We start from the raw sequence: 19,975 nt of genomic DNA, 5'->3' as shown, positions 1-19,975 counted from the left end.
AAAAGCAAAACAACCCGCCCCTGAGCGGCTGGATAAATGGCTTTGTCGGTATGATCATTTTTAGCGGTTCGCTTCCGGCCACCCGCGCCGCGGTACTGGATTTCGATCCTCTGTTTCTCACCGTCGCCCGCGCCTCCATTGCCGGTCTGCTGGCACTACTGTTAGTCATCACTCTGCGCGGAAAACGCCCGAACGGCGCTCAGGTGCTCTCCCTGATAGTGGTCGCCCTCGGCGTGGTGATTGGCTTTCCTCTGCTTACCGCCTTTGCCCTGCAACATGTGACGTCGGCGCACTCCATCGTATTTCTCGGTCTGTTGCCACTCGCTACCGCCATTTTCGGTGTCCTGCGCGGCGGTGAAAGGCCACGCCCGGCTTTCTGGATTTTTTCAGGTCTGGGCAGTTTACTGGTGACCGGATTTGCCTTAAGCCAGGACATTGCCGTTTCGGCCGTGGGCGATTTACTGATGCTGGCGGCGGTGGTTGTCTGCGGCCTGGGCTATGCTGAAGGTGCCCGCTTAACGCGGGTACTTGGCGGCTGGCAGGTGATCAGTTGGGCGCTGATCATTGCGCTGCCGTTAATGTTAACCGTTGCTGTATTAACCCGGCCGGCTAGTTTTTCAGGGATCAGCGAGCCCGCCTGGTTTTCATTGGGTTATGTCTCATTGTTCAGCATGCTGATTGGTTTTGTGTTCTGGTATAAAGGGCTGGCGCAGGGCGGCATCGCCGCTGTCGGCCAGCTACAGCTTCTGCAACCCTTTTTTGCACTGGCGCTGGCGGCGACTTTTTTGCAAGAGTCCGTCAGCATCATGATGATCCTGGTCACTATGGGGGTCATTATTTGCGTGGCAGGATCGCGTAGGTTTGCACGTTAACAGGTTTATCGGGCCTCTATGCCCCGGCATAAGGCCCTCTTTCACAGCAGGAGAAGCGGTATGCTAAGAGGTTTGAGTGCCTTTCCACTCACCCCTATCACCAACAACAACGTGGATGAAGCCGCGTTTGTTCATCTGATTACTAATCTTGTCGCGGCGGGCGTGGACTCCATCGGCGCAGTGGGGTCGACAGGCAGCTACGCCTACCTTACGCGCGATGAACGTCGCCGCGTGACAGAACTGGCCGTGCAGCATGCCGAAGGGATTCCGGTGCTGGTGAGTATCGGCGCGATCCGCCTGGATGATGTGCTGGCGATTGCGGAGGACGCACAGCGCGCCGGGGTGAAGGCCGTTATGATGGCCCCGGTCTCCTATCAACGGCTTAATGCGGAAGAAGTTTATACACTCTACGACACCGTTACCCGTCACCTTTCCGTGCCGCTGTGTCTCTACGATAATCCGGCGACCACCGGTTTTGCCTTTACGGATGACTTACTCGTTGAGATTGCTGCGCTTCCCGCCGTCTGTTCAATCAAGCTTTCTGCGGTCTCGACCGATCCGACGAAAGGCAAAGAGCGCATTGATGATTTGCGCGCACGCATCCCCGCGTCCGTCACCATTGGCATCAGCGGCGACTGGCAGGCTGCAACCGGCTTTGCGGCCGGATGCGATGTCTGGTATTCAGTGATTGGCGGGCTGTTCCCACAGGTAAGCCTGGCTCTCACCCGCGCCGCGCAGGCAGGGAATCATCGCCTTGCAGGCGAACTGTCCGACCAACTGGAACCGCTGTGGCAGCTGTTTCGTATTCACCGCAGCCTGCGGGTGATGGCGGCAGCGGCGGAGATCCTGGGCGTGGTCGGCCCCTCCTGTCTGCCTTTTCCTCTGCGCCCACTGGCAGGTGAAGACAAAGAGCATCTGCATGCGGTCCTCAAGTCTACCGGCCTGGTGTAGCGGTTACGGGCAGGCCTGTGCGTCGGTCTGCCCGCTTAGTACCTTCGCTTGTTATACCTTCACTACGGCCTTATTTTTATCCAGTAAAAAAGGACGCAGATACCCTACGGTGTTGGACAACAAAATGACCTCGACAGGCAAATCTATTTTCAATACGTCGGTGACATAGTCGCGACGCGCCTGCATACGCGCCCACACCTGCGGATAATCCTGCGCCAGCTCATCGCGAAGCCGCTCATCGGCCAGGCCAACGGTATCTTCAATGCTACAACCGCCATAACCCGGCACCGAGGGAATAATATCGATTTGCAGCAGCATGCCGCTTTCCAGACGCACCGCAGAACCAGGGTAAATGGGCGAACTTAACCACTCTTCATCGGCAACCAGATGGCCAGGATTGAGATGCCAGTGCCAGCGATCTTTAGGTAACACCGACTTCACCAGACGGTAGACCTCCGCGCCCGTCACGCCCGGGCGGATAAATTCAAGCCACTGGACCACGGTGTGATAGTAGGGAATGGCCACGCGGGTCAGGTAGTCTGCAACCGGCTCCGCCAGCTCATTTTCACTGGCGACAACGTATGCTGAACGGCTGGTTAACCCGCCTTTGTAACCGACGGTGAGGGAAAATTTATCGCCGCGAGCGATGACCTTATCCGTTGGGTAGAGACAGGCGCGGGCAAAGCGCTCGCCCGTAGCGGCAATAATCACCACATTGTTAGGCTGTCCCCACCCCGCCAGATGCTGACCAATCTCTTTTTCACACCGCCCTGGCTCGATGGCATTGAGCGCGGTAAGCAGCCGGGTGGAGGCGAGGTTGGCGCCGTATTCATAAAAAGCAATTTCGCAGGCGCTATTCAGCCGCCGTACGCCGTATTCCGGCGAGATAAACAGTCCGGTAGCATTGTGCACATTTTCCCGCCCGCTTGCCGCGCTGAACACCGCATCAAGAATAAACGCCGGTACATCAAACAGCGCGGTATGACCAGTGAATAATTTCCAGCCCACGACACCCACACAGCTCGCTTCATCGATGCCACACGAGGCGAGCAACCCGGCCAGCGGCGCGTCACCTTCCATTGGCTGGTTGGGTAAGGAAAACAGCGGCGTATGCAGGCATTTACCACCATTACGCGCAAAAGGCACCAGCTTAAGGTTCTCATTGCCCATGATGTAGCTCAGCGCGCCTGCGGCATTCACTACCAGCAGTGCTTCCTCAAAACGGGGAATAAACCCGGCAAGATACTCAAAATTGGCGCCATGCTCTTTGTCGGCATAGATAACCAGATGCGTAAAACCACGTTCCTGCATCGACTGCAGGACATTACGCAACCGTCGTTTCATGGTGTCGTCCGAAAGGACGGGATAAGCAATATCCGGGTAGGTTTGCGGTGCAGGTATTGTCTGCAGGTGATAGCGCGGGACCGTTGTCATGGCGTCATTCCTTATGCGGCGGGGAAAAGATCCTGATTGCTTTATGCCGTTGTGTTGACCAGAACATTCTGACCATCAATACGCTGCGACAACATATCATGGAACAGACGGGTCGCCATGGATAACGTCCGTTGACGGGGTAAACAGAGATCGACCTTCACCTTTCCCATCAGCGGGTCGGCCAGCGGCACCGCCACAAACATCGCCTGCCCGTTCTGCTCCTGATGATGTAGCTGGGGCAAAATGAGCAGCGTCTTACCCTGCAGTGCCAGCGTCTTTTGTACCTCCATTGAGCTGGTAATAAACCGCATATCTAAATGGACGGCTTCGCGTCTGGCTGCGGATTCCAGTAACTGGCGTACGGCGTAGTTGGCAGGGGGAATGGCTATCGGGTGGGCGGCAATCTCTTTCAGGGTTAGCCGCGACTTCGTCGCCAGCGGATGATGGGCGGCCATCAGTACCTTGTGTTCCAGATGACAACAATGGGTCACCTGAATCTCCGCACTGACAGGGGTATAAAAGGCCAGCGCGACATCAGCGTGCCCGCTAATAAGCTGTTCGGCGATATAGGGCGCGCTGCCGGTGTCAATTTCGAACGACACCTCCGGGTTATGCTGACCAAACGCCTCAATGACGGGGGCGATAAACAGCGCCACCAGGCTCTCGGCGGCACAGATTTTTACCGTACCGGACACCACGCTGCGCCTTGAAGTAATACGCGCTTTCACTGACTCCAGCTCCCGTAATGTGGCCTCCACCGCCTGCGCCAGAAGCTCCCCTTCACGCGTCAGTTTAATGCCGCGTGGGCCCCGTTCAATCAATTGGGCGCCATAATAATGCTCAAGAATATCGATTTGCCGCGTCACGGCCCCTGGCGCAACAAATAACTTATCCGCAGCTTCACGAAAAGAAGCAGACTTTGCGACCTGACTAAAATATTTCAGCGCCCGTAATTGCATTGTCTCTCCCGCTGGATGAAACCATTGCAGCGACCTTATTACGTCAGTGAAATATTGGCAAACGACGCTACGATGACGGCGCTATTGCACTCTTTATAAGCAACGAGCGCCATTTCTGTGCAATCACTCCCCCCTTTTTTAAAGCCAACATCCCGTAACGGGCGCGCTATGCGGCATGACCTGTCAATAACCATCGCTTTATTTTGACGTGTATTTTGCTGACAAAGCACATTTTAAGTGCGCCCGCCAATGAAGTTATTTACTGACTCAAAACACAGACGCGAATGCCGATATTAATAGCCAATATAAACAACAGGTTAAATTTATTCATATTATTTTCTTATTCACTCGCCTTATTGTCAGTGCATACATTTTTTGAACACTGACCTCGCCTAATTGTGATAGTGGGCGGATCTACGCCCTGTTATATGTCTGCTATGTCTTTTCACCTTTCATTTCGCCTGAACATATTGAGGAAGGTCATACGATGACAAACGAAATAAGTCATAGCGCTTCAAAACCCAAAGCATCGCGTAAAGAAGTGGTTGCTGTTGTGCTTGGCGCTGCGGTTGAGTTTTTCGATTTCAGTGCTTATGCCACCTTTGCCGTCATGATCGGTAATATTTTCTTCCCCTCAGATAACCCCTTTACCAGCCTTTTATTGTCGGTCTCTGTTTTCGGTATCGGCTTTATTGTCCGCCCTCTTGGTGCCATATTTATTGGCAGCTATGCCGACCGCGTGGGACGTAAACCGGCAATGCTACTCACTATGGTGTTTATGACCATTGGCACCGGCGGGCTGGTCTTCCTGCCTGGCTATGAAACCATTGGTATGGCAGCTCCAGTCATTCTTGTGCTTGTCCGTATGCTACAAGGGCTGGCCTGGGGCGGCGAAGCAGGCCCTGCGACAACATTTATTATGGAAGCTGCGCCAGAAGGAAAAAGAGCGTTCTATACCAGCTGGCAAATTGTCGCGCAGGGGCTGGCGGGCATCAGCGCTGGCTTGATTGGTTATACCCTGACACTCATCCTGACGCCTGAGCAACTCTCTGCCTGGGGCTGGCGCGTGCCTTTCGCGTTTGGACTGCTCATTCTGCCCATTGCCATCTATCTGCGCCGTAACCTTAACGAGACCTTCACCGCTGAGAACAGCGCTGCCAGTAAGTCCACCGGTAGCCTGCTCGGTGAAGTGATGCGCAACTACCGCGGCCTGATTCTGGTGGGTATTTTTATTCTTTCAGGCAGTACCATCACGCAATATTTTCTCAATTACATGACCACTTATGCCTTAAAAGAGCTGGCCTTCGCGCCGGGTACGGCGATGGCGTCGACCATTCTTATCGGCGTGTGCGTGGTGATATTTTCCCTGGTTGGCGGCTGGATGGCGGATCGCTTCGGGCGCAAGATAACCATTATCGCGCCACGCCTGCTTCTGCTGCTCCTGCTGCTACCGGGTCTTGAGATGATCAACGTCTGGCGCAGTGAAGGCGTTTTCTTTGCCATCATCACCCTCTTTGCCGCACTGCAATGTATCAGCGGATCCGGCGTGCTGGTGGTGCTGTGCGAAAACTTTCCGCGTTATATCCGCTCAACCGGTTTTTCCATCGCGTTTGCCTTCGGTATCACGCTGTTTGGCGGTACAGCACAAATTGTCTTCTCATGGCTGATTAAATGGACCGGTGATCCGGTTTCCCCGGGCTACTACCTTATCGCCGCTAATATCCTCTGCCTCATAGCGACACTGATGCTTAAAGAACGCGTCCCTCACAGCGTCCCTCGCCGGGTGAAAGCGCCGCAGGGCAAGATCCAGTTTGCGAAGGAGAAATCACAATGAAAACCGTACTACGTTGGGATGAGTGGGCGGCCTGCGACGCCACCGCGCTGGCAGAACTGGTCGCGCGCGGCGACGTCAGCGCCCGTGAGCTGGCGCTACAGGCACAGGCCGCGACGCAGAAGATTAACCCACAAATCAGCGCCGTCGTTGAGCTGTTTGATGACGCCATCGACCAACCAGAAACCGACGGCACTTGTCTTGCGGGGCCATTCAAGGGTGTCCCCTTCCTGATGAAAGATTTAGGACCGGGGGTCAAAGGGCGTTTGCAGGAGCAAGGTTCCGCCTTTTTGCGCGGTAATCGTCCGACCGAAGACGCCTTTTTGACCACGCAAATCCGCCATGCCGGGCTTAATATTATCGGTCGCAGCGCCACGCCGGAGTTTGGCGTTTGCGGCTCGGCGGAAAACCCGGCTATTTACGTGACGCGCAGCCCGTGGAACCCGCAATACACGACCTTTGGCTCCTCCGCCGGCGCCTGCGCGTCGGTGGCTGCCGGCATTATTCCCCTCGCCCACGCCACCGACGGCGGCGGCTCTATCCGCATTCCGGCGGGGTCCAATGGGCTTATCGGCCTGAAAAGTAGCCGGGGGGTATTCTCCATTGGCCCGGCGCTATCGGATATCACGGGTTATGTCTCAACACAAGGCTGTGTGAGTCGCAGCGTGCGTGACACGGCCCGCTTTGTGGATAGCTGCAGAGGCGGCGCGCCGGGCGAGTTTATGCCTTACTGGCAACCCTCGCAGCCCTGTAGCGAGATGATCACCCGCGATCCGGCACCGCTGCGCATTGCTGTGTCCCACGAATGGGGGAATTATCGTTCAACGCCGCATTTTGTCGCTGAGCTGGAGAAAACGACGCGCCTGCTTGAGGAACTGGGGCATAAGGTGGAATGGGTGACGCCGGACATTCCCTTCGAAGAGGCGTTTGCCGCGCAAACTGCCTGCTATATCAGCAACTTCGCACAATTTATTCAGCGTCTGCTGGAGAAAAACAATCTCAGCGCCCCGCCGGAAGATAAGGTCGAGCCGATGAATATTCGCATCTGGCAAAAAGGGATAAATATGTCCTACAGCGAGCGCTGGAAAATGCAAGATGCGTTTAACCAGATATCCCGCAAACTGGGAGCGTTTTTTCAGGAATGGGATCTGATCCTGACGCCGACATTTTCCAAACCGACGCCGTTGCTCGGTGAGAAAAAGTACCTGACACTCAGCGATAACCCGGACGTAATGGACTGGTTCTATTCGCTGTGGGATATCTTCTCCTACACGCCGCTCGCCAGTTTAACCGGCACGCCGGGCATCTCGTTGCCACTGGCCTGGCAACAATCCGGGCTGCCGCTCGGGATGCATTTCCAGACGCGCCAGGGTAACGACGGGCTGCTGCTGCAACTGGCGGCCCAGCTTGAGCGCGCATCCGGCGGGCGGTTTATTAGCAACGCCACGCCGCAGGTGCATGTCACCCGTTAATGCCGGACGCAAATAGAAAGGCCGGAGTGCACCACTGTCACTCCGGCCTGCTTTGTTTCTGCCCGGTAGATACCGGGCTTGTTGCCTTTACTCTCCAGCCAGACGCCTGTACTGGGCGTAGCGGTCTTTCGCATCCTGCTCAGTCTGGGCAAACAGACTGTCTGCCACCTCCGGCGAGGTTCGGCCCAGCGAGGCATAACGTACTTCCCCCATCAGGAAGTCACGGAAACTCTCCTCCGGCTCTTCCGAATCGAGAATAAACGGGTTCTTCCCTTTAGCCAGCAACTGCGGGTTGTAGCGCCAGAGGTGCCAGTAACCGGCCTCCACCGCGCGTTTCGCCTCGCTGATACTGCGCCCCATCCCGGCTTTCAGCCCGTGGTTAATACAGGCCGCGTAGGCAATAACCAGCGACGGCCCTGGCCAGGCTTCGGCTTCGGCAATGGCCCGCAACGTCTGGGCTTTGTCGGCCCCCATCGCCACCTGGGCGACATATACATTGCCGTAACTGACGGCCATCATCCCCAAATCCTTTTTACGGGTCCGTTTGCCTTCAGCGGCAAACTTGGCGATGGCGGCCACTGGCGTGGATTTCGACGACTGCCCGCCGGTATTGGAATAGACCTCGGTATCAAATACCAGAATATTCACGTCCTCTCCGGAAGCCAGCACATGATCGAGGCCGCCAAAACCAATATCATAAGCCCAGCCATCGCCGCCAAAAATCCACTGCGAGCGCTTAGTGAAGTAATCCTGGTTTTGATACAGGCGATTAAGCAGGTCATCGTCACCCTTCTCCGCCGCCAGCAGTGCGCTCAATTTTTCCGCCCGCGCACGGGTACCTTCGCCGAGATCTTTATGTTCCAGCCAGTCACGCAGGGCCTGTTGTAAATCCGGATGCAACGGTCTTTCCAGCACACTTGCCGCATCGCTCGCCAGTTGTTCACGAATGGCGCGGCCGCCCAACATCATCCCCAGACCAAACTCGGCGTTATCTTCAAACAGCGAATTCGCCCAGGCCGGCCCCTGGCCTTTATGGTTAGTGGTCCACGGAATGGACGGCGCGCTGGCCCCCCAGATAGAGGAACAGCCCGTGGCGTTGGCGATCATCATGCGATCGCCAAAAAGCTGGGTAATCAAGCGTGCATAAGGGGTTTCGCCGCACCCGGCGCAGGCGCCGGAAAACTCCAGTAACGGGGGTTCGAACTGGCAGCCTTTGACCGTGGCTTTGCTGAACGGATTCTCTTTCGGCGCCAGGGCCAGCGCGTGATCCCACACCGGGACCATATGACGCTGGCTATCGAGGGGTTTCATGGCCAGGGCTTTACCTTTTGACGGGCAAATATCAACGCAGTTGCCGCAACCGGAGCAGTCGAGCGGAGAGACCGCCAGATGATACTCATAGTGTTTGGCCCCCTGTGCCACCTTGCTCAATAACGCAACTGGCGCCGCTTCACGCTCTTCGCTGCTCAACAACGCCGGGCGAATGGCCGCATGCGGGCAGATAAAGGCGCACTGATTACACTGGGTACAGCCTTCCGGCTGCCAGACCGGTACCTGCATGGCGATACCGCGTTTCTCCCAGGCGGCGGTGCCGGGTGGAAATGTCCCGTCCTCCATGCCAAGAAAGGCGCTGACAGGCAGTTTGTCGCCGTTCTGGCGGTTCATCGGCTCCAGGATGTTGCGAATAAAATCCGGCATGAGTTTGCCGTCATTGTTCGCCTCTTCTTCCACATACGCCCAGTGGTCGGGCACGATAATCTCCTGTAGCGCATCCATCCCCAGGTCAATAGCGGCATTGTTCATATCCACCACGTTCTGCCCTTTGCTACCGTAGGATTTCGCCACCGCTTTCTTAAGGTGCTCTGAGGCGGTTTTGGCATCAATAATATCGGTCAGTTTGAAAAATGCCGCCTGCATCAGCATATTGAATCGACCGCCGAGGCCGAGTTTACGCGCGATATCGACCGCGTTCAGGGTGTAAAACCGTACCCCCTGACGGGCAATGATGCGCTTCATTTTATTCGGCAAATGGCGTTCCACCTCTTCGCCAAACCAGGTGCAATTGAGCAGGAAAATCCCGCCCGGATTGATGCCATCCAGCAGATCGTATTTGTCCACATAGGACTGTTGGGAACAGGCAATAAAATCCGCGTTATGAATAAGATACGGCGAGGTGATCGGGCGCTTACCAAAACGCAAATGCGACATGGTTATGCCACCGGATTTCTTCGAATCGTAGGCAAAATAGGCCTGCGCGAACATCGACGTATTATCGCCGATAATTTTGATGGCGTTCTTATTGGCGCTGACCGTACCGTCGGAACCCAGCCCCCAGAATTTACAGGCAGTGATGCCCTCACGGGAGACGTGAATGTCATAAGCCGGAACCGGCAGCGACGTGTGAGTGACATCATCAAAAATCCCCACCGTGAAGCCATCCATCGGCAGCGGTTTTTTCAGGTTTTCGAACACGGAAACAATGTGTCCCGGCAGGACATCTTTACCGCCCAGAGCATAACGTCCGCCGACGATCAACGGCGGGTTATCATGGTGATAGAAGGCATTTTTGACATCCAGGCACAGCGGTTCCGCCTGCGCCCCCGGCTCTTTGGTACGGTCGAGTACGGCAATACGCTTCACGCTGGCGGGTATCTTCGCCATAAAATGGGCCAGCGAAAAAGGCCGGAACAGATGCACGGAAACCAGACCGACTTTTTCCCCGCTGTCGATCATCGCATCCACCACCTCCTGGATAGTGTCGCACACTGACCCCATCGCAATGATGATTTGCTCAGCATCCGGTGAACCGTAGTAATCAAACAGGTGGTATTCACGCCCGGTGATGCGATAAATCTCCGCCATATACCCTTCAACGATATCCGGCAGCGCTTGATAAAAGCGGTTTGAGGCTTCGCGTTCCTGAAAATAGATGTCCGGGTTCTGCGCCGTGCCGCGAATGACCGGGTGGTCCGGGTTTAAGGCGTTGCGGCGAAAGAGATTGAGCGCCTCCTGATCCAACAACGGCGCCAGCGCTTCATGCTCCAGCACCTCGATTTTCTGGATTTCATGGGAAGTACGAAAGCCGTCGAAGAAATTGATAAACGGCACGCGGCCTTTAATGGCCGAGAGATGCGCGACCGCCGACAGATCCATCACCTGCTGGACATTGTTTTCCGCCAGCATCGCACAGCCGGTCTGACGCACGGCCATTACGTCCTGATGGTCGCCGAAGATGTTCAGCGAGTTGGTCGCCAGCGCCCTGGCGCTGACATGAAATACCCCCGGCAACAGCTCGCCCGCAATCTTGTACAGATTGGGGATCATCAGCAGCAATCCCTGTGATGCGGTATAGGTTGTGGTCAGCGCCCCTGCCTGCAATGCGCCGTGTACGGCTCCTGCCGCACCGGCTTCTGACTGCATCTCCATCAGACGCACCGGTTGACCAAACAGGTTTTTCTTACCCTGTGCCGTCCATTCATCGACATTTTCCGCCATCGGTGTTGAGGGTGTGATGGGATAAATCGCCGCGACATCAGTAAAGGCATAGGAGATCCAGGCCGCCGCAGCGTTGCCATCCATCGTTTTCATCTTTCCGGACATTTCTCGTTCCTCGAATGTGAGAGGCAAAATCGCCGCCTGCTGACGGCAAACCGTAGTACCCCTGCTTTGCACAGCCTGTGCCATATCGAGAAAATGCAACATAGACCTTTAAATTCAATTCATTAGTAAAAAATAGCACGTTGTTCATATTCCGACATTGCGTGGAATAAGACAGGCAGTACGACATCCTGTTGAACAGCTAACAAAGTGTCAGCGCCGCAGCGGCACTGGCTGACGCGGTGGCGAATTGTCCTGTTTCCAACAATTGGTCTGCATATTGTTCAGTGTTTGTTTTGCCCCCACAGAGGTAAGAAAAATAAAAACCAATAATTACAGATAATTACCTGTTCTGGCACGGCTGGTATGTTCCCTGCACTACGTAATGGGCAAACACACAAACAGGAGAACACACCATGACCATGCGTCAATGCGCCATTTATGGCAAAGGTGGGATCGGCAAATCCACCACCACGCAAAACCTCGTCGCCGCACTCGCGGAAATGGGCAAAAAAGTGATGATCGTCGGCTGCGACCCGAAAGCGGACTCCACCCGTCTGATCCTGCATGCGAAAGCGCAGAACACCATTATGGAGATGGCCGCCGAAGTGGGTTCTGTGGAAGACCTCGAACTGGAAGACGTGCTGCAAATCGGTTACGGCGGCGTGCGCTGTGCGGAATCCGGCGGCCCGGAACCAGGCGTGGGCTGTGCAGGACGTGGTGTTATCACCGCCATTAACTTCCTTGAAGAAGAAGGCGCCTATGTCAGCGACCTCGACTTTGTCTTCTATGACGTCCTCGGCGACGTGGTTTGCGGCGGGTTCGCCATGCCAATTCGTGAAAACAAAGCGCAAGAGATCTATATCGTCTGCTCCGGGGAAATGATGGCAATGTATGCCGCCAATAACATCTCCAAAGGCATCGTGAAATACGCCAAATCCGGCAAGGTGCGCCTGGGCGGGCTGATTTGTAACTCCCGTCAGACCGACCGCGAAGATGAATTGATCATCGCGCTGGCAGAAAAACTGGGCACGCAGATGATTCACTTTGTACCGCGCGACAACATCGTCCAGCGTGCGGAAATTCGCCGTATGACGGTTATCGAATATGACCCGAAATGCAACCAGGCTGACGAATACCGCGCGCTGGCGAATAAGATCGTCAACAACACCCTGATGGTTGTCCCGACCCCTTGCACCATGGATGAACTGGAAGAGTTGCTGATGGAATTCGGCATTATGGATGTGGAAGACGCCAGCATCATCGGTAAAACCGCCGCCGAAGAAAACGCGGCCTGAGCCGCCTTGTAACAGGAACACAGTTATGAGCAATGCAACAGGCGAACGTAATCTGGAAATTATCCAGGAAGTGCTGGAGATCTTTCCGGAAAAAACGCGCAAAGAACGCAGAAAGCACATGATGGTGACCGACCCGGAGATGGAAAGCGTCGGGAAATGCATCATCTCTAACCGCAAATCGCAGCCGGGGGTGATGACCGTCCGTGGCTGCTCCTACGCCGGTTCGAAAGGTGTGGTTTTTGGGCCTATTAAAGATATGGCCCACATCTCCCACGGCCCTATTGGCTGTGGGCAGTACTCCCGCGCCGGGCGTCGCAACTACTACACCGGGGTCAGCGGCGTTGACTCCTTCGGGACGCTGAACTTTACCTCTGACTTTCAGGAGCGCGATATCGTCTTTGGCGGCGATAAAAAGCTCAGCAAATTGATTGAGGAGATGGAGGAGCTGTTCCCGCTGACCAAAGGCATTTCCATTCAGTCGGAATGCCCGGTTGGCTTAATCGGCGATGATATCGAAGCCGTGGCGAACGCCAGTAAAAAAGCGCTCAACAAACCCGTGATCCCGGTGCGTTGCGAAGGCTTTCGTGGCGTATCCCAGTCACTCGGCCACCATATCGCCAACGACGTGATCCGCGACTGGGTGCTGGATAACCGCGAAGGTAAACCTTTCGAATCCACCCCGTATGACGTGGCCATCATCGGCGATTACAACATCGGCGGCGACGCCTGGGCCTCGCGCATTCTGCTTGAAGAGATGGGGTTGCGTGTGGTGGCGCAGTGGTCCGGCGATGGCACGCTGGTAGAAATGGAAAACACCCCGTTTGTGAAGCTGAACCTGGTGCACTGCTACCGCTCCATGAATTACATCTCTCGCCATATGGAAGAGAAACACGGTATTCCGTGGATGGAGTACAACTTCTTTGGCCCGACCAAAATCGCCGAATCGCTGCGTAAAATCGCCGATCAATTTGACGACACCATCCGCGCCAATGCGGAAGCGGTGATCGCCAGATATCAGGCGCAGAACGACGCGATTATCGCCAAATACCGCCCGCGTCTCGAAGGCCGCAAAGTGCTGCTCTATATGGGAGGCCTGCGTCCTCGTCATGTGATCGGCGCCTATGAGGATCTGGGTATGGAGATTGTCGCCGCGGGATATGAATTTGCCCATAACGACGATTACGACCGCACCCTGCCGGACCTCAAAGAGGGCACGCTGTTGTTCGATGACGCCAGCAGTTATGAACTGGAAGCGTTCGTGAAGGCGATTAAGCCGGACCTCATTGGCTCGGGCATCAAGGAAAAATACATTTTCCAGAAAATGGGGGTTCCGTTCCGCCAGATGCACTCCTGGGATTACTCCGGCCCGTATCACGGCTATGACGGCTTTGCCATCTTTGCCCGCGATATGGACATGACGCTCAACAATCCCGCCTGGGGCGAGTTGACCGCACCCTGGCTGAAATCAGCCTGAATACTATCCTGACATCCCGTTTGTTCACCGATTTGTGGCGCGGGAGGAGAACATCATGAGCCAAACTGCTGAGAAAATTGTCGCCTGTCATCCGCTGTTTGAACAGGACGAATACCAGACGCTGTTTCGCAACAAGCGCGGTCTGGAAGAGGCGCACGACCCGCAACGTGTGCAAGAGGTTTTTGAATGGACCACCACGGCGGAATACGAAGCGCTGAACTTTAAACGCGAAGCGTTAACCGTCGATCCGGCGAAGGCCTGCCAGCCTTTAGGATCGGTACTCTGTTCACTGGGCTTTGCCAATACCCTGCCCTATGTGCATGGTTCCCAGGGCTGCGTAGCCTATTTCCGCACCTATTTTAACCGTCATTTCAAAGAGCCGATCGCCTGTGTATCGGACTCAATGACCGAGGATGCGGCGGTATTTGGCGGCAACAACAACCTCAATACCGGGTTGCAAAATGCCAGCGCGCTGTACAAACCGGAAATCGTTGCGGTCTCCACTACCTGTATGGCGGAGGTCATCGGTGATGACCTGCAGGCCTTTATCGCCAACGCCAAAAAGGATGGGTTTATAGATGCCGCTATTCCGGTGCCGTACGCCCACACGCCAAGTTTTATTGGTAGCCATATCACCGGCTGGGACAACATGTTCGAGGGTTTTGCCCGCACCTTCACCGCGGATCACGTGGCTCAACCGGGCAAACTGGCAAAGCTAAACCTGGTGACCGGTTTCGAAACCTATCTCGGCAATTACCGCGTGCTCAAACGCATGATGGCCCAGATGGACGTGCCCTGCAGCCTCTTGTCTGACCCGTCTGAGGTCCTGGATACGCCTGCCGACGGCCACTACCGCATGTATGCGGGCGGTACAACGCAACAAGAGATGCGTGAAGCCCCCGATGCTATCGACACCCTGCTGCTGCAACCCTGGCATCTGGTGAAGAGTAAAAAAGTGGTGCAGGAGTCGTGGGGTCAGCCCGGTACAGAAGTGTCAATCCCGATGGGATTGACCGGTACTGATGAACTGCTGATGGCGGTCAGTCAGTTAACCGGCAAACCGGTGGCGGATGAACTGACGCTGGAGCGTGGGCGTCTGGTGGACATGATTCTGGATTCCCATACCTGGCTGCACGGTAAGAAATTCGGACTCTACGGCGACCCGGATTTTGTCATGGGGCTGACGCGTTTCCTGCTGGAACTGGGCTGCGAACCGACGGTAATTCTCTGTCATAACGGCAGCAAGCGCTGGCAGAAAGCGATGAAGAAAATGCTTGAGGCATCGCCCTACGGTCAGGAGAGCGAAGTCTTCATCAACTGCGATCTGTGGCATTTCCGCTCGCTGATGTTTACCCGTAAACCGGACTTTATGATCGGCAACTCGTACGCCAAATTCATCCAGCGTGACACGCTGGCGAAAGGCGAACAGTTTGAAGTGCCGCTGATCCGTCTCGGCTTCCCGTTATTCGACCGACATCACCTGCATCGCCAGACCACCTGGGGTTATGAAGGGGCGATGAATATCGTCACCACCCTGGTCAACGCCGTACTGGAAAAAGTCGACCGCGACACCATCAAACTGGGCAAAACGGACTACAGCTTCGACCTTGTCCGCTAGCCATGACGCGCCCCGCCCTGTGCGGGGCCGCAAGGGGGAAAACAATGCCAATTGTCATTTTTCGTGAGCGCGGGCCGGACCTCTGGTGTTACATCGCTAAACAGGACCTTGAGGCAAAAGTCATCGCAATTGAACATGACACCCCGGATAACTGGGGTGGTGCTATTTCTCTGGAGGGGGGACGCCAGTATGTCGTCAGCCTGCAACCCGGGCGACCTTCCTTTCCCATCAGCCTGCGCGCCACGCGCGGCGCGCTTTTGTGAAGGTGGTCAGATGAACGATAACGATGTCCTTTTCTGGCGCATGCTGGCGCTGTTTCAGTGTCTGCCGGAGCTGCAACCCGCGCAAACACTGGCCTGGCTGACGGGAGAGCGCGACGAGGCTTTAACCCCGGCGTACCTCGATAAGCTCAATGTCCGCGAACTGGAAGCCACCTTCCCGTCTGAAACGGCGCTGATGTCGCCCGCACGCTGGAGCCGCGTTAACGCGTGCCTTCACGGTACGCTGCCCGCGCACCTGCAGGTTAAAAATACCGCTCGTCAGGGGCAATTACGGGTGGCTTTTTGTTCGCAGGATGGCTTGCTGATCAATGGCCATTTTGGTCAGGGGCGGCTGTTTTTTATCTATGACTTCGATGAACAAGGCGGATGGCTGCACGCGTTACGCCGTCTTTCCTCGACCCCACAAACCCAGGAACCAAATGAAGTTCGCGCTCAGTTGCTGAGCGATTGTCACCTGCTGTTTTGTGAAGCCATTGGCGGCCCTGCGGCGGCCCGGCTGATTCGTCACAATATCCACCCCATGAAAGTGTCGCCTGGCATGTCCATTGCCGCCCAGTGCGACGCCATTACCGCACTGCTGAGCGGACGTCTGCCGCCGTGGCTGGCAAAACGTCTTGAGAAAGCCAACCCGCTGGAAGAACGGGTGTTTTAATCTGCGCGCCCCTGCATCGGAGTGTGGATGCAGGGGGCTTTTTCCGTTGTCCTCATTACGCCAATTGTCTTCTTTGTCGCAAACCCGACAGAATATTCCTCTTAGAAATCAATAACTCATTTCTGGCTTGCGAATTGCAACATTGTGCACAGCCCAACAAGTCAATGAGGTCACTATGAAGGGAAATGACATTCTCGCGCTGCTGGATGAACCTGCCTGCGAACACAACCACAAACAAAAATCCGGCTGTAGCGCCCCCAAACCCGGCGCGACGGCGGGTGGTTGCGCCTTCGACGGCGCGCAAATCACCCTGCTGCCACTGTCAGATGTGGCGCATCTGGTCCACGGGCCGATTGGCTGCACGGGCAGCTCCTGGGATAACCGGGGCAGTATGAGCTCCGGCCCCAGTATCAACCGGCTCGGGTTTACCACCGATTTGAATGAGCAGGATGTGATCATGGGACGCGGCGAACGGCGGCTGTTCCATGCGGTGCGCCACATCGTCGATCGTTATCATCCCTCTGCGGTATTTATCTATAACACCTGCGTGCCGGCGATGGAGGGTGATGATATTGACGCCGTTTGTCAGGCGGCGGAAACCGCCACCGGCGTGCCGGTGATTGCCGTTGACGCCGCCGGATTCTATGGCAGCAAAAATCTCGGCAACCGCCTCGCGGGCGAAGTGATGGTTAACAAGGTCGTCGGACGCCGCGCGCCTGCACCCTGGCCGGACGATACGCCCTTTGCGCCGGAACATCGCCACGATATTGGCCTGATAGGCGAATTCAATATCGCCGGGGAGTTCTGGCACGTTCAGCCGCTGCTTGATGAGCTGGGTATTCGCGTGCTGGGCAGCCTGTCGGGGGATGGTCGTTTTAGCGAAATCCAGACCCTGCACCATGCGCAGGTGAATATGCTGGTCTGCTCCAGAGCGCTGATCAATGTTGCCCGTACCCTTGAACAGCGCTATGGCACGCCCTGGTTTGAGGGCAGCTTTTACGGCGTACGCGCCACCTCCGATGCGCTACGTCAGCTGGCATCCCTGCTTGGCGACAGCGATCTGATCGCTCGCACCGAAGCCGTGATTGCCCGGGAAGAAGCCGCGGCAAATCAGGCACTGGCCCCGTGGCGCGAACGGTTACAGGGGCGCAAAGTGCTGCTTTATACCGGCGGAGTGAAATCCTGGTCGGTGGTTTCTGCATTGCAGGATTTAGGCATGACCGTGGTGGCGACCGGCACACGAAAATCCACCGAAGAAGATAAACAACGTATTCGCGAATTAATGGGCGATGACGCGCTGATGCTGGAAGAAGGCAACGCCCGCACCCTGCTTGATGTGGTGTACCGCTACCAGGCAGATTTAATGATTGCCGGCGGGCGCAATATGTATACCGCCTACAAAGCGCGACTGCCATTTCTGGATATCAACCAGGAGCGCGAACACGCCTTTGCAGGTTATCGCGGTATCGTCACCCTCGCCCAACAACTTTGCCAGACCATTGAAAGCCCCGTCTGGCCGCAAACTCACGCCCGCGCGCCGTGGCACTAAGGAGTGAAAGATGGCAGACATCATCCGTAATCACAAACCGCTGGCGGTAAGCCCGGTAAAAAGCGGCCAACCGTTAGGCGCCATCCTCGCGAGCCTTGGCTTTGAGCACAGTATTCCGTTGGTGCACGGAGCACAGGGATGCAGCGCGTTCGCCAAAGTATTTTTTATCCAACACTTTCACGATCCTGTCCCGCTGCAATCCACGGCAATGGACCCCACCTCAACGGTGATGGGGGCAGACGGCAATATCCTGACCGCGCTCAACACGCTATGCCAGCGCAACAACCCGAAAGCCATCGTCCTGCTGAGCACGGGTCTGTCTGAGGCTCAGGGCAGCGATATCAGCCGCGTAGTGCGCCAGTTTCGCGAGGATTTTCCACGCCACAAAAATATCGCCCTCCTGACGGTCAACACGCCAGATTTCTACGGCACGCTGGAGAACGGCTTTAGCGCAGTGGTGGAAAGCGTCATTGAACAGTGGGTACCGGAAAAACCCCAGCACGGCCTGCGTAACCGGCGGGTCAACTTGCTGTTAAGCCACCTGCTGACGCCCGGTGATATTGAATTGCTGCGCAGCTACGTGGAGGCGTTTGGCCTGCAACCGGTCATCGTTCCCGACCTGTCACAGTCGCTGGATGGTCACCTGGCAAGCGGCGACTTCTCACCTGTCACCCAGGGAGGAACGCCCCAGCGCGTCATTGAACAGATGGGGCAGAGTCTGAGTACATTTGCTATTGGCGTGTCGCTGTCCCGCGCCGCCTCGCTACTTGCACAACGCAGCCGTGGTGAGGTTGTCGTTCTCCCCCATCTGATGACCCTGGAACACTGCGACCGCTTTATTCACCAGCTGAAGATCATCTCCGGGCGTGAGGTTCCCGCCTGGATTGAGCGCCAGCGCGGACAATTACAGGATGCGATGATCGATTGTCATATGTGGCTGCAGGATGCCCGGCTCGCACTGGCGGCTGAGGGCGACCTGCTGGCAGGCTGGTGCGATTTCGCCCGCAGTCAGGGGATGCTCCCCGGCCCCGTTGTCGCACCGGTCAGTCAGCCGGGTCTGCAACAGCTTCCGGTTGAAAAAGTGGTCATTGGCGATCTGGAAGATATGCAGGATTTACTCTGCGATATGCCCGCCGACCTGCTGGTCGCCAATTCTCATGCGGCAGATCTGGCCGACCAATTTTCCATTCCGCTTATCCGCGCCGGTTTTCCCATCTTCGACAGGCTTGGCGAGTTTCGTCGCGTGCGTCAGGGCTACCCCGGCATGCGTGACACGCTGTTTGAGCTGGCAAACCTGATGCGCGAACGCCACCATCACCTGCCACTGTACCACTCGCCCCTGCGCCAGCAGTTTTCCCGGGACACTGACGGAGGACGATATGCAACATGTTAATCGTCAGTTCAGCACCATCTGTTCCGGCGAATGGTCGATGAAGGTCGCCTTCGCCAGTTCCGATTACCATCATGTGGATCAGCACTTCGGTGCCACGCCACGCCTGGTGGTATACGGCGTCAAAGAAGATGACGTCACCTTACTGCGCGTCGTCGACTTTACCGTGCTGGCCGGACATCAAACCGAGAAGATCGCCAGCCGCATCAGTGCGCTGGAAGATTGTGTCACCCTTTATTGTGTGGCAATTGGCGAAACGGTATTTCGTCAACTACTGCAAATAGGCGTGCGCGCCGTCCGCGTGCCGGAAGACACGCCGATTGTCGGTCTGCTACAGGAAATCCAGCACTACTGGTATGACAAAGAACAGCGTAAAAACACGCGGCATCGTGACCCTAATCGCTTTTCGCAACTGCTGCTGGAAAGTCAGTGGCAGGACGACGATGAGCGCTAAAGATTGTGTCGTTTCTGCGACAAACCTCACATAAACCACGACATTGCGCGTGAGTTTATGTGAGGGAATTTTAATAACTCAATGAAAAATAAAACTTTTACTCTCTGGTACTGCTTTTGCTTAATCTTTATACCCGCTGTTGA

General features: G+C 55.9%; 15 protein-coding genes. 12 read left to right on the top strand and 3 right to left on the bottom strand.

Going from position 1 to position 19,975, the window contains the following annotated elements; all coding sequences use genetic code 11:
• Positions 1-50: 50 nt before the first annotated feature.
• Both AB182_RS11925 and AB182_RS11920 read left to right on the top strand, forming a co-directional pair.
• The gene (locus tag AB182_RS11925; RefSeq protein WP_047373271.1) at positions 51-872 is read left to right on the top strand and encodes a DMT family transporter; all 822 of its coding nucleotides are present in this window, start codon (positions 51-53) and stop codon (positions 870-872) included.
• A gap of 60 nt (positions 873-932) precedes the next feature.
• On the top strand, positions 933-1,823 hold the full coding sequence (locus AB182_RS11920) for a dihydrodipicolinate synthase family protein (protein ID WP_047370279.1): 891 nt from the start codon (positions 933-935) through the stop codon (positions 1,821-1,823).
• A 51-nt stretch (positions 1,824-1,874) separates the two neighbouring features.
• Here the strand turns inward: AB182_RS11920 and AB182_RS11915 are convergent, their stop codons facing one another.
• Positions 1,875-3,257: a M24 family metallopeptidase gene (locus AB182_RS11915; RefSeq protein ID WP_047370278.1), complete on the bottom strand. Its 1,383-nt coding sequence runs from the start codon at positions 3,255-3,257 to the stop codon at positions 1,875-1,877.
• A 41-nt stretch (positions 3,258-3,298) separates the two neighbouring features.
• Complete coding sequence (locus tag AB182_RS11910) at positions 3,299-4,216, bottom strand: LysR family transcriptional regulator (RefSeq protein ID WP_047370277.1); 918 nt, start codon at positions 4,214-4,216, stop codon at positions 3,299-3,301.
• Between the two features lie 487 nt (positions 4,217-4,703).
• Here AB182_RS11910 and AB182_RS11905 point away from each other — a divergent pair, with 487 nt between their 5' ends.
• Together AB182_RS11905 and AB182_RS11900 are read left to right on the top strand one after the other, a co-directional pair.
• The gene (locus tag AB182_RS11905; protein ID WP_047370276.1) at positions 4,704-6,050 is read left to right on the top strand and encodes an MFS transporter; all 1,347 of its coding nucleotides are present in this window, start codon (positions 4,704-4,706) and stop codon (positions 6,048-6,050) included.
• The gene (locus tag AB182_RS11900) at positions 6,047-7,519 is read left to right on the top strand and encodes an amidase (RefSeq protein ID WP_047370275.1); all 1,473 of its coding nucleotides are present in this window, start codon (positions 6,047-6,049) and stop codon (positions 7,517-7,519) included. Before AB182_RS11905 ends, AB182_RS11900 begins: the two co-directional genes overlap by 4 nt.
• 87 nt (positions 7,520-7,606) lie before the next feature.
• Here the strand turns inward: AB182_RS11900 and nifJ are convergent, their stop codons facing one another.
• On the bottom strand, positions 7,607-11,119 hold the full coding sequence (gene nifJ, locus AB182_RS11895; protein ID WP_047370274.1) for a pyruvate:ferredoxin (flavodoxin) oxidoreductase: 3,513 nt from the start codon (positions 11,117-11,119) through the stop codon (positions 7,607-7,609).
• Positions 11,120-11,532: 413 nt separating this feature from the next.
• On the opposite strand from nifJ, the gene nifH reads away from it, so the two are divergent.
• The 8 genes from nifH to AB182_RS11855 all read left to right on the top strand — a co-directional run bounded on the left by nifH (position 11,533) and on the right by AB182_RS11855 (position 19,832).
• Positions 11,533-12,414, top strand: a complete 882-nt coding sequence (gene nifH / locus AB182_RS11890; protein WP_039078970.1) for a nitrogenase iron protein — start codon at positions 11,533-11,535, stop codon at positions 12,412-12,414.
• 25 nt (positions 12,415-12,439) lie between these two features.
• On the top strand, positions 12,440-13,888 hold the full coding sequence (nifD, locus tag AB182_RS11885; protein ID WP_047370273.1) for a nitrogenase molybdenum-iron protein alpha chain: 1,449 nt from the start codon (positions 12,440-12,442) through the stop codon (positions 13,886-13,888).
• A gap of 55 nt (positions 13,889-13,943) precedes the next feature.
• Positions 13,944-15,506: a nitrogenase molybdenum-iron protein subunit beta gene (nifK, locus tag AB182_RS11880; protein ID WP_047370272.1), complete on the top strand. Its 1,563-nt coding sequence runs from the start codon at positions 13,944-13,946 to the stop codon at positions 15,504-15,506.
• A gap of 44 nt (positions 15,507-15,550) precedes the next feature.
• A complete protein-coding gene (nifT, locus tag AB182_RS11875) occupies positions 15,551-15,769 on the top strand; it encodes a putative nitrogen fixation protein NifT (RefSeq protein ID WP_047370271.1) in 219 nt (72 codons plus the stop codon).
• Positions 15,770-15,779: 10 nt separating this feature from the next.
• On the top strand, positions 15,780-16,439 hold the full coding sequence (locus AB182_RS11870) for a NifB/NifX family molybdenum-iron cluster-binding protein (protein ID WP_047370270.1): 660 nt from the start codon (positions 15,780-15,782) through the stop codon (positions 16,437-16,439).
• Positions 16,440-16,614: 175 nt separating this feature from the next.
• Complete coding sequence (nifE, locus tag AB182_RS11865) at positions 16,615-17,988, top strand: nitrogenase iron-molybdenum cofactor biosynthesis protein NifE (RefSeq protein WP_047370269.1); 1,374 nt, start codon at positions 16,615-16,617, stop codon at positions 17,986-17,988.
• A 10-nt stretch (positions 17,989-17,998) separates the two neighbouring features.
• On the top strand, positions 17,999-19,381 hold the full coding sequence (gene nifN, locus AB182_RS11860) for a nitrogenase iron-molybdenum cofactor biosynthesis protein NifN (RefSeq protein WP_047370268.1): 1,383 nt from the start codon (positions 17,999-18,001) through the stop codon (positions 19,379-19,381).
• On the top strand, positions 19,368-19,832 hold the full coding sequence (locus AB182_RS11855) for a NifB/NifX family molybdenum-iron cluster-binding protein (RefSeq protein WP_047370267.1): 465 nt from the start codon (positions 19,368-19,370) through the stop codon (positions 19,830-19,832). Before nifN ends, AB182_RS11855 begins: the two co-directional genes overlap by 14 nt.
• The last annotated feature ends 143 nt before the right edge of the window (positions 19,833-19,975 follow it).

Origin of the sequence: Phytobacter ursingii (genome assembly GCF_001022135.1) — a bacterium.
Classification (GTDB): Bacteria; Pseudomonadota; Gammaproteobacteria; order Enterobacterales; family Enterobacteriaceae; genus Phytobacter; species Phytobacter ursingii.
This window is presented reverse-complemented; position numbering and strand designations above follow the sequence as displayed.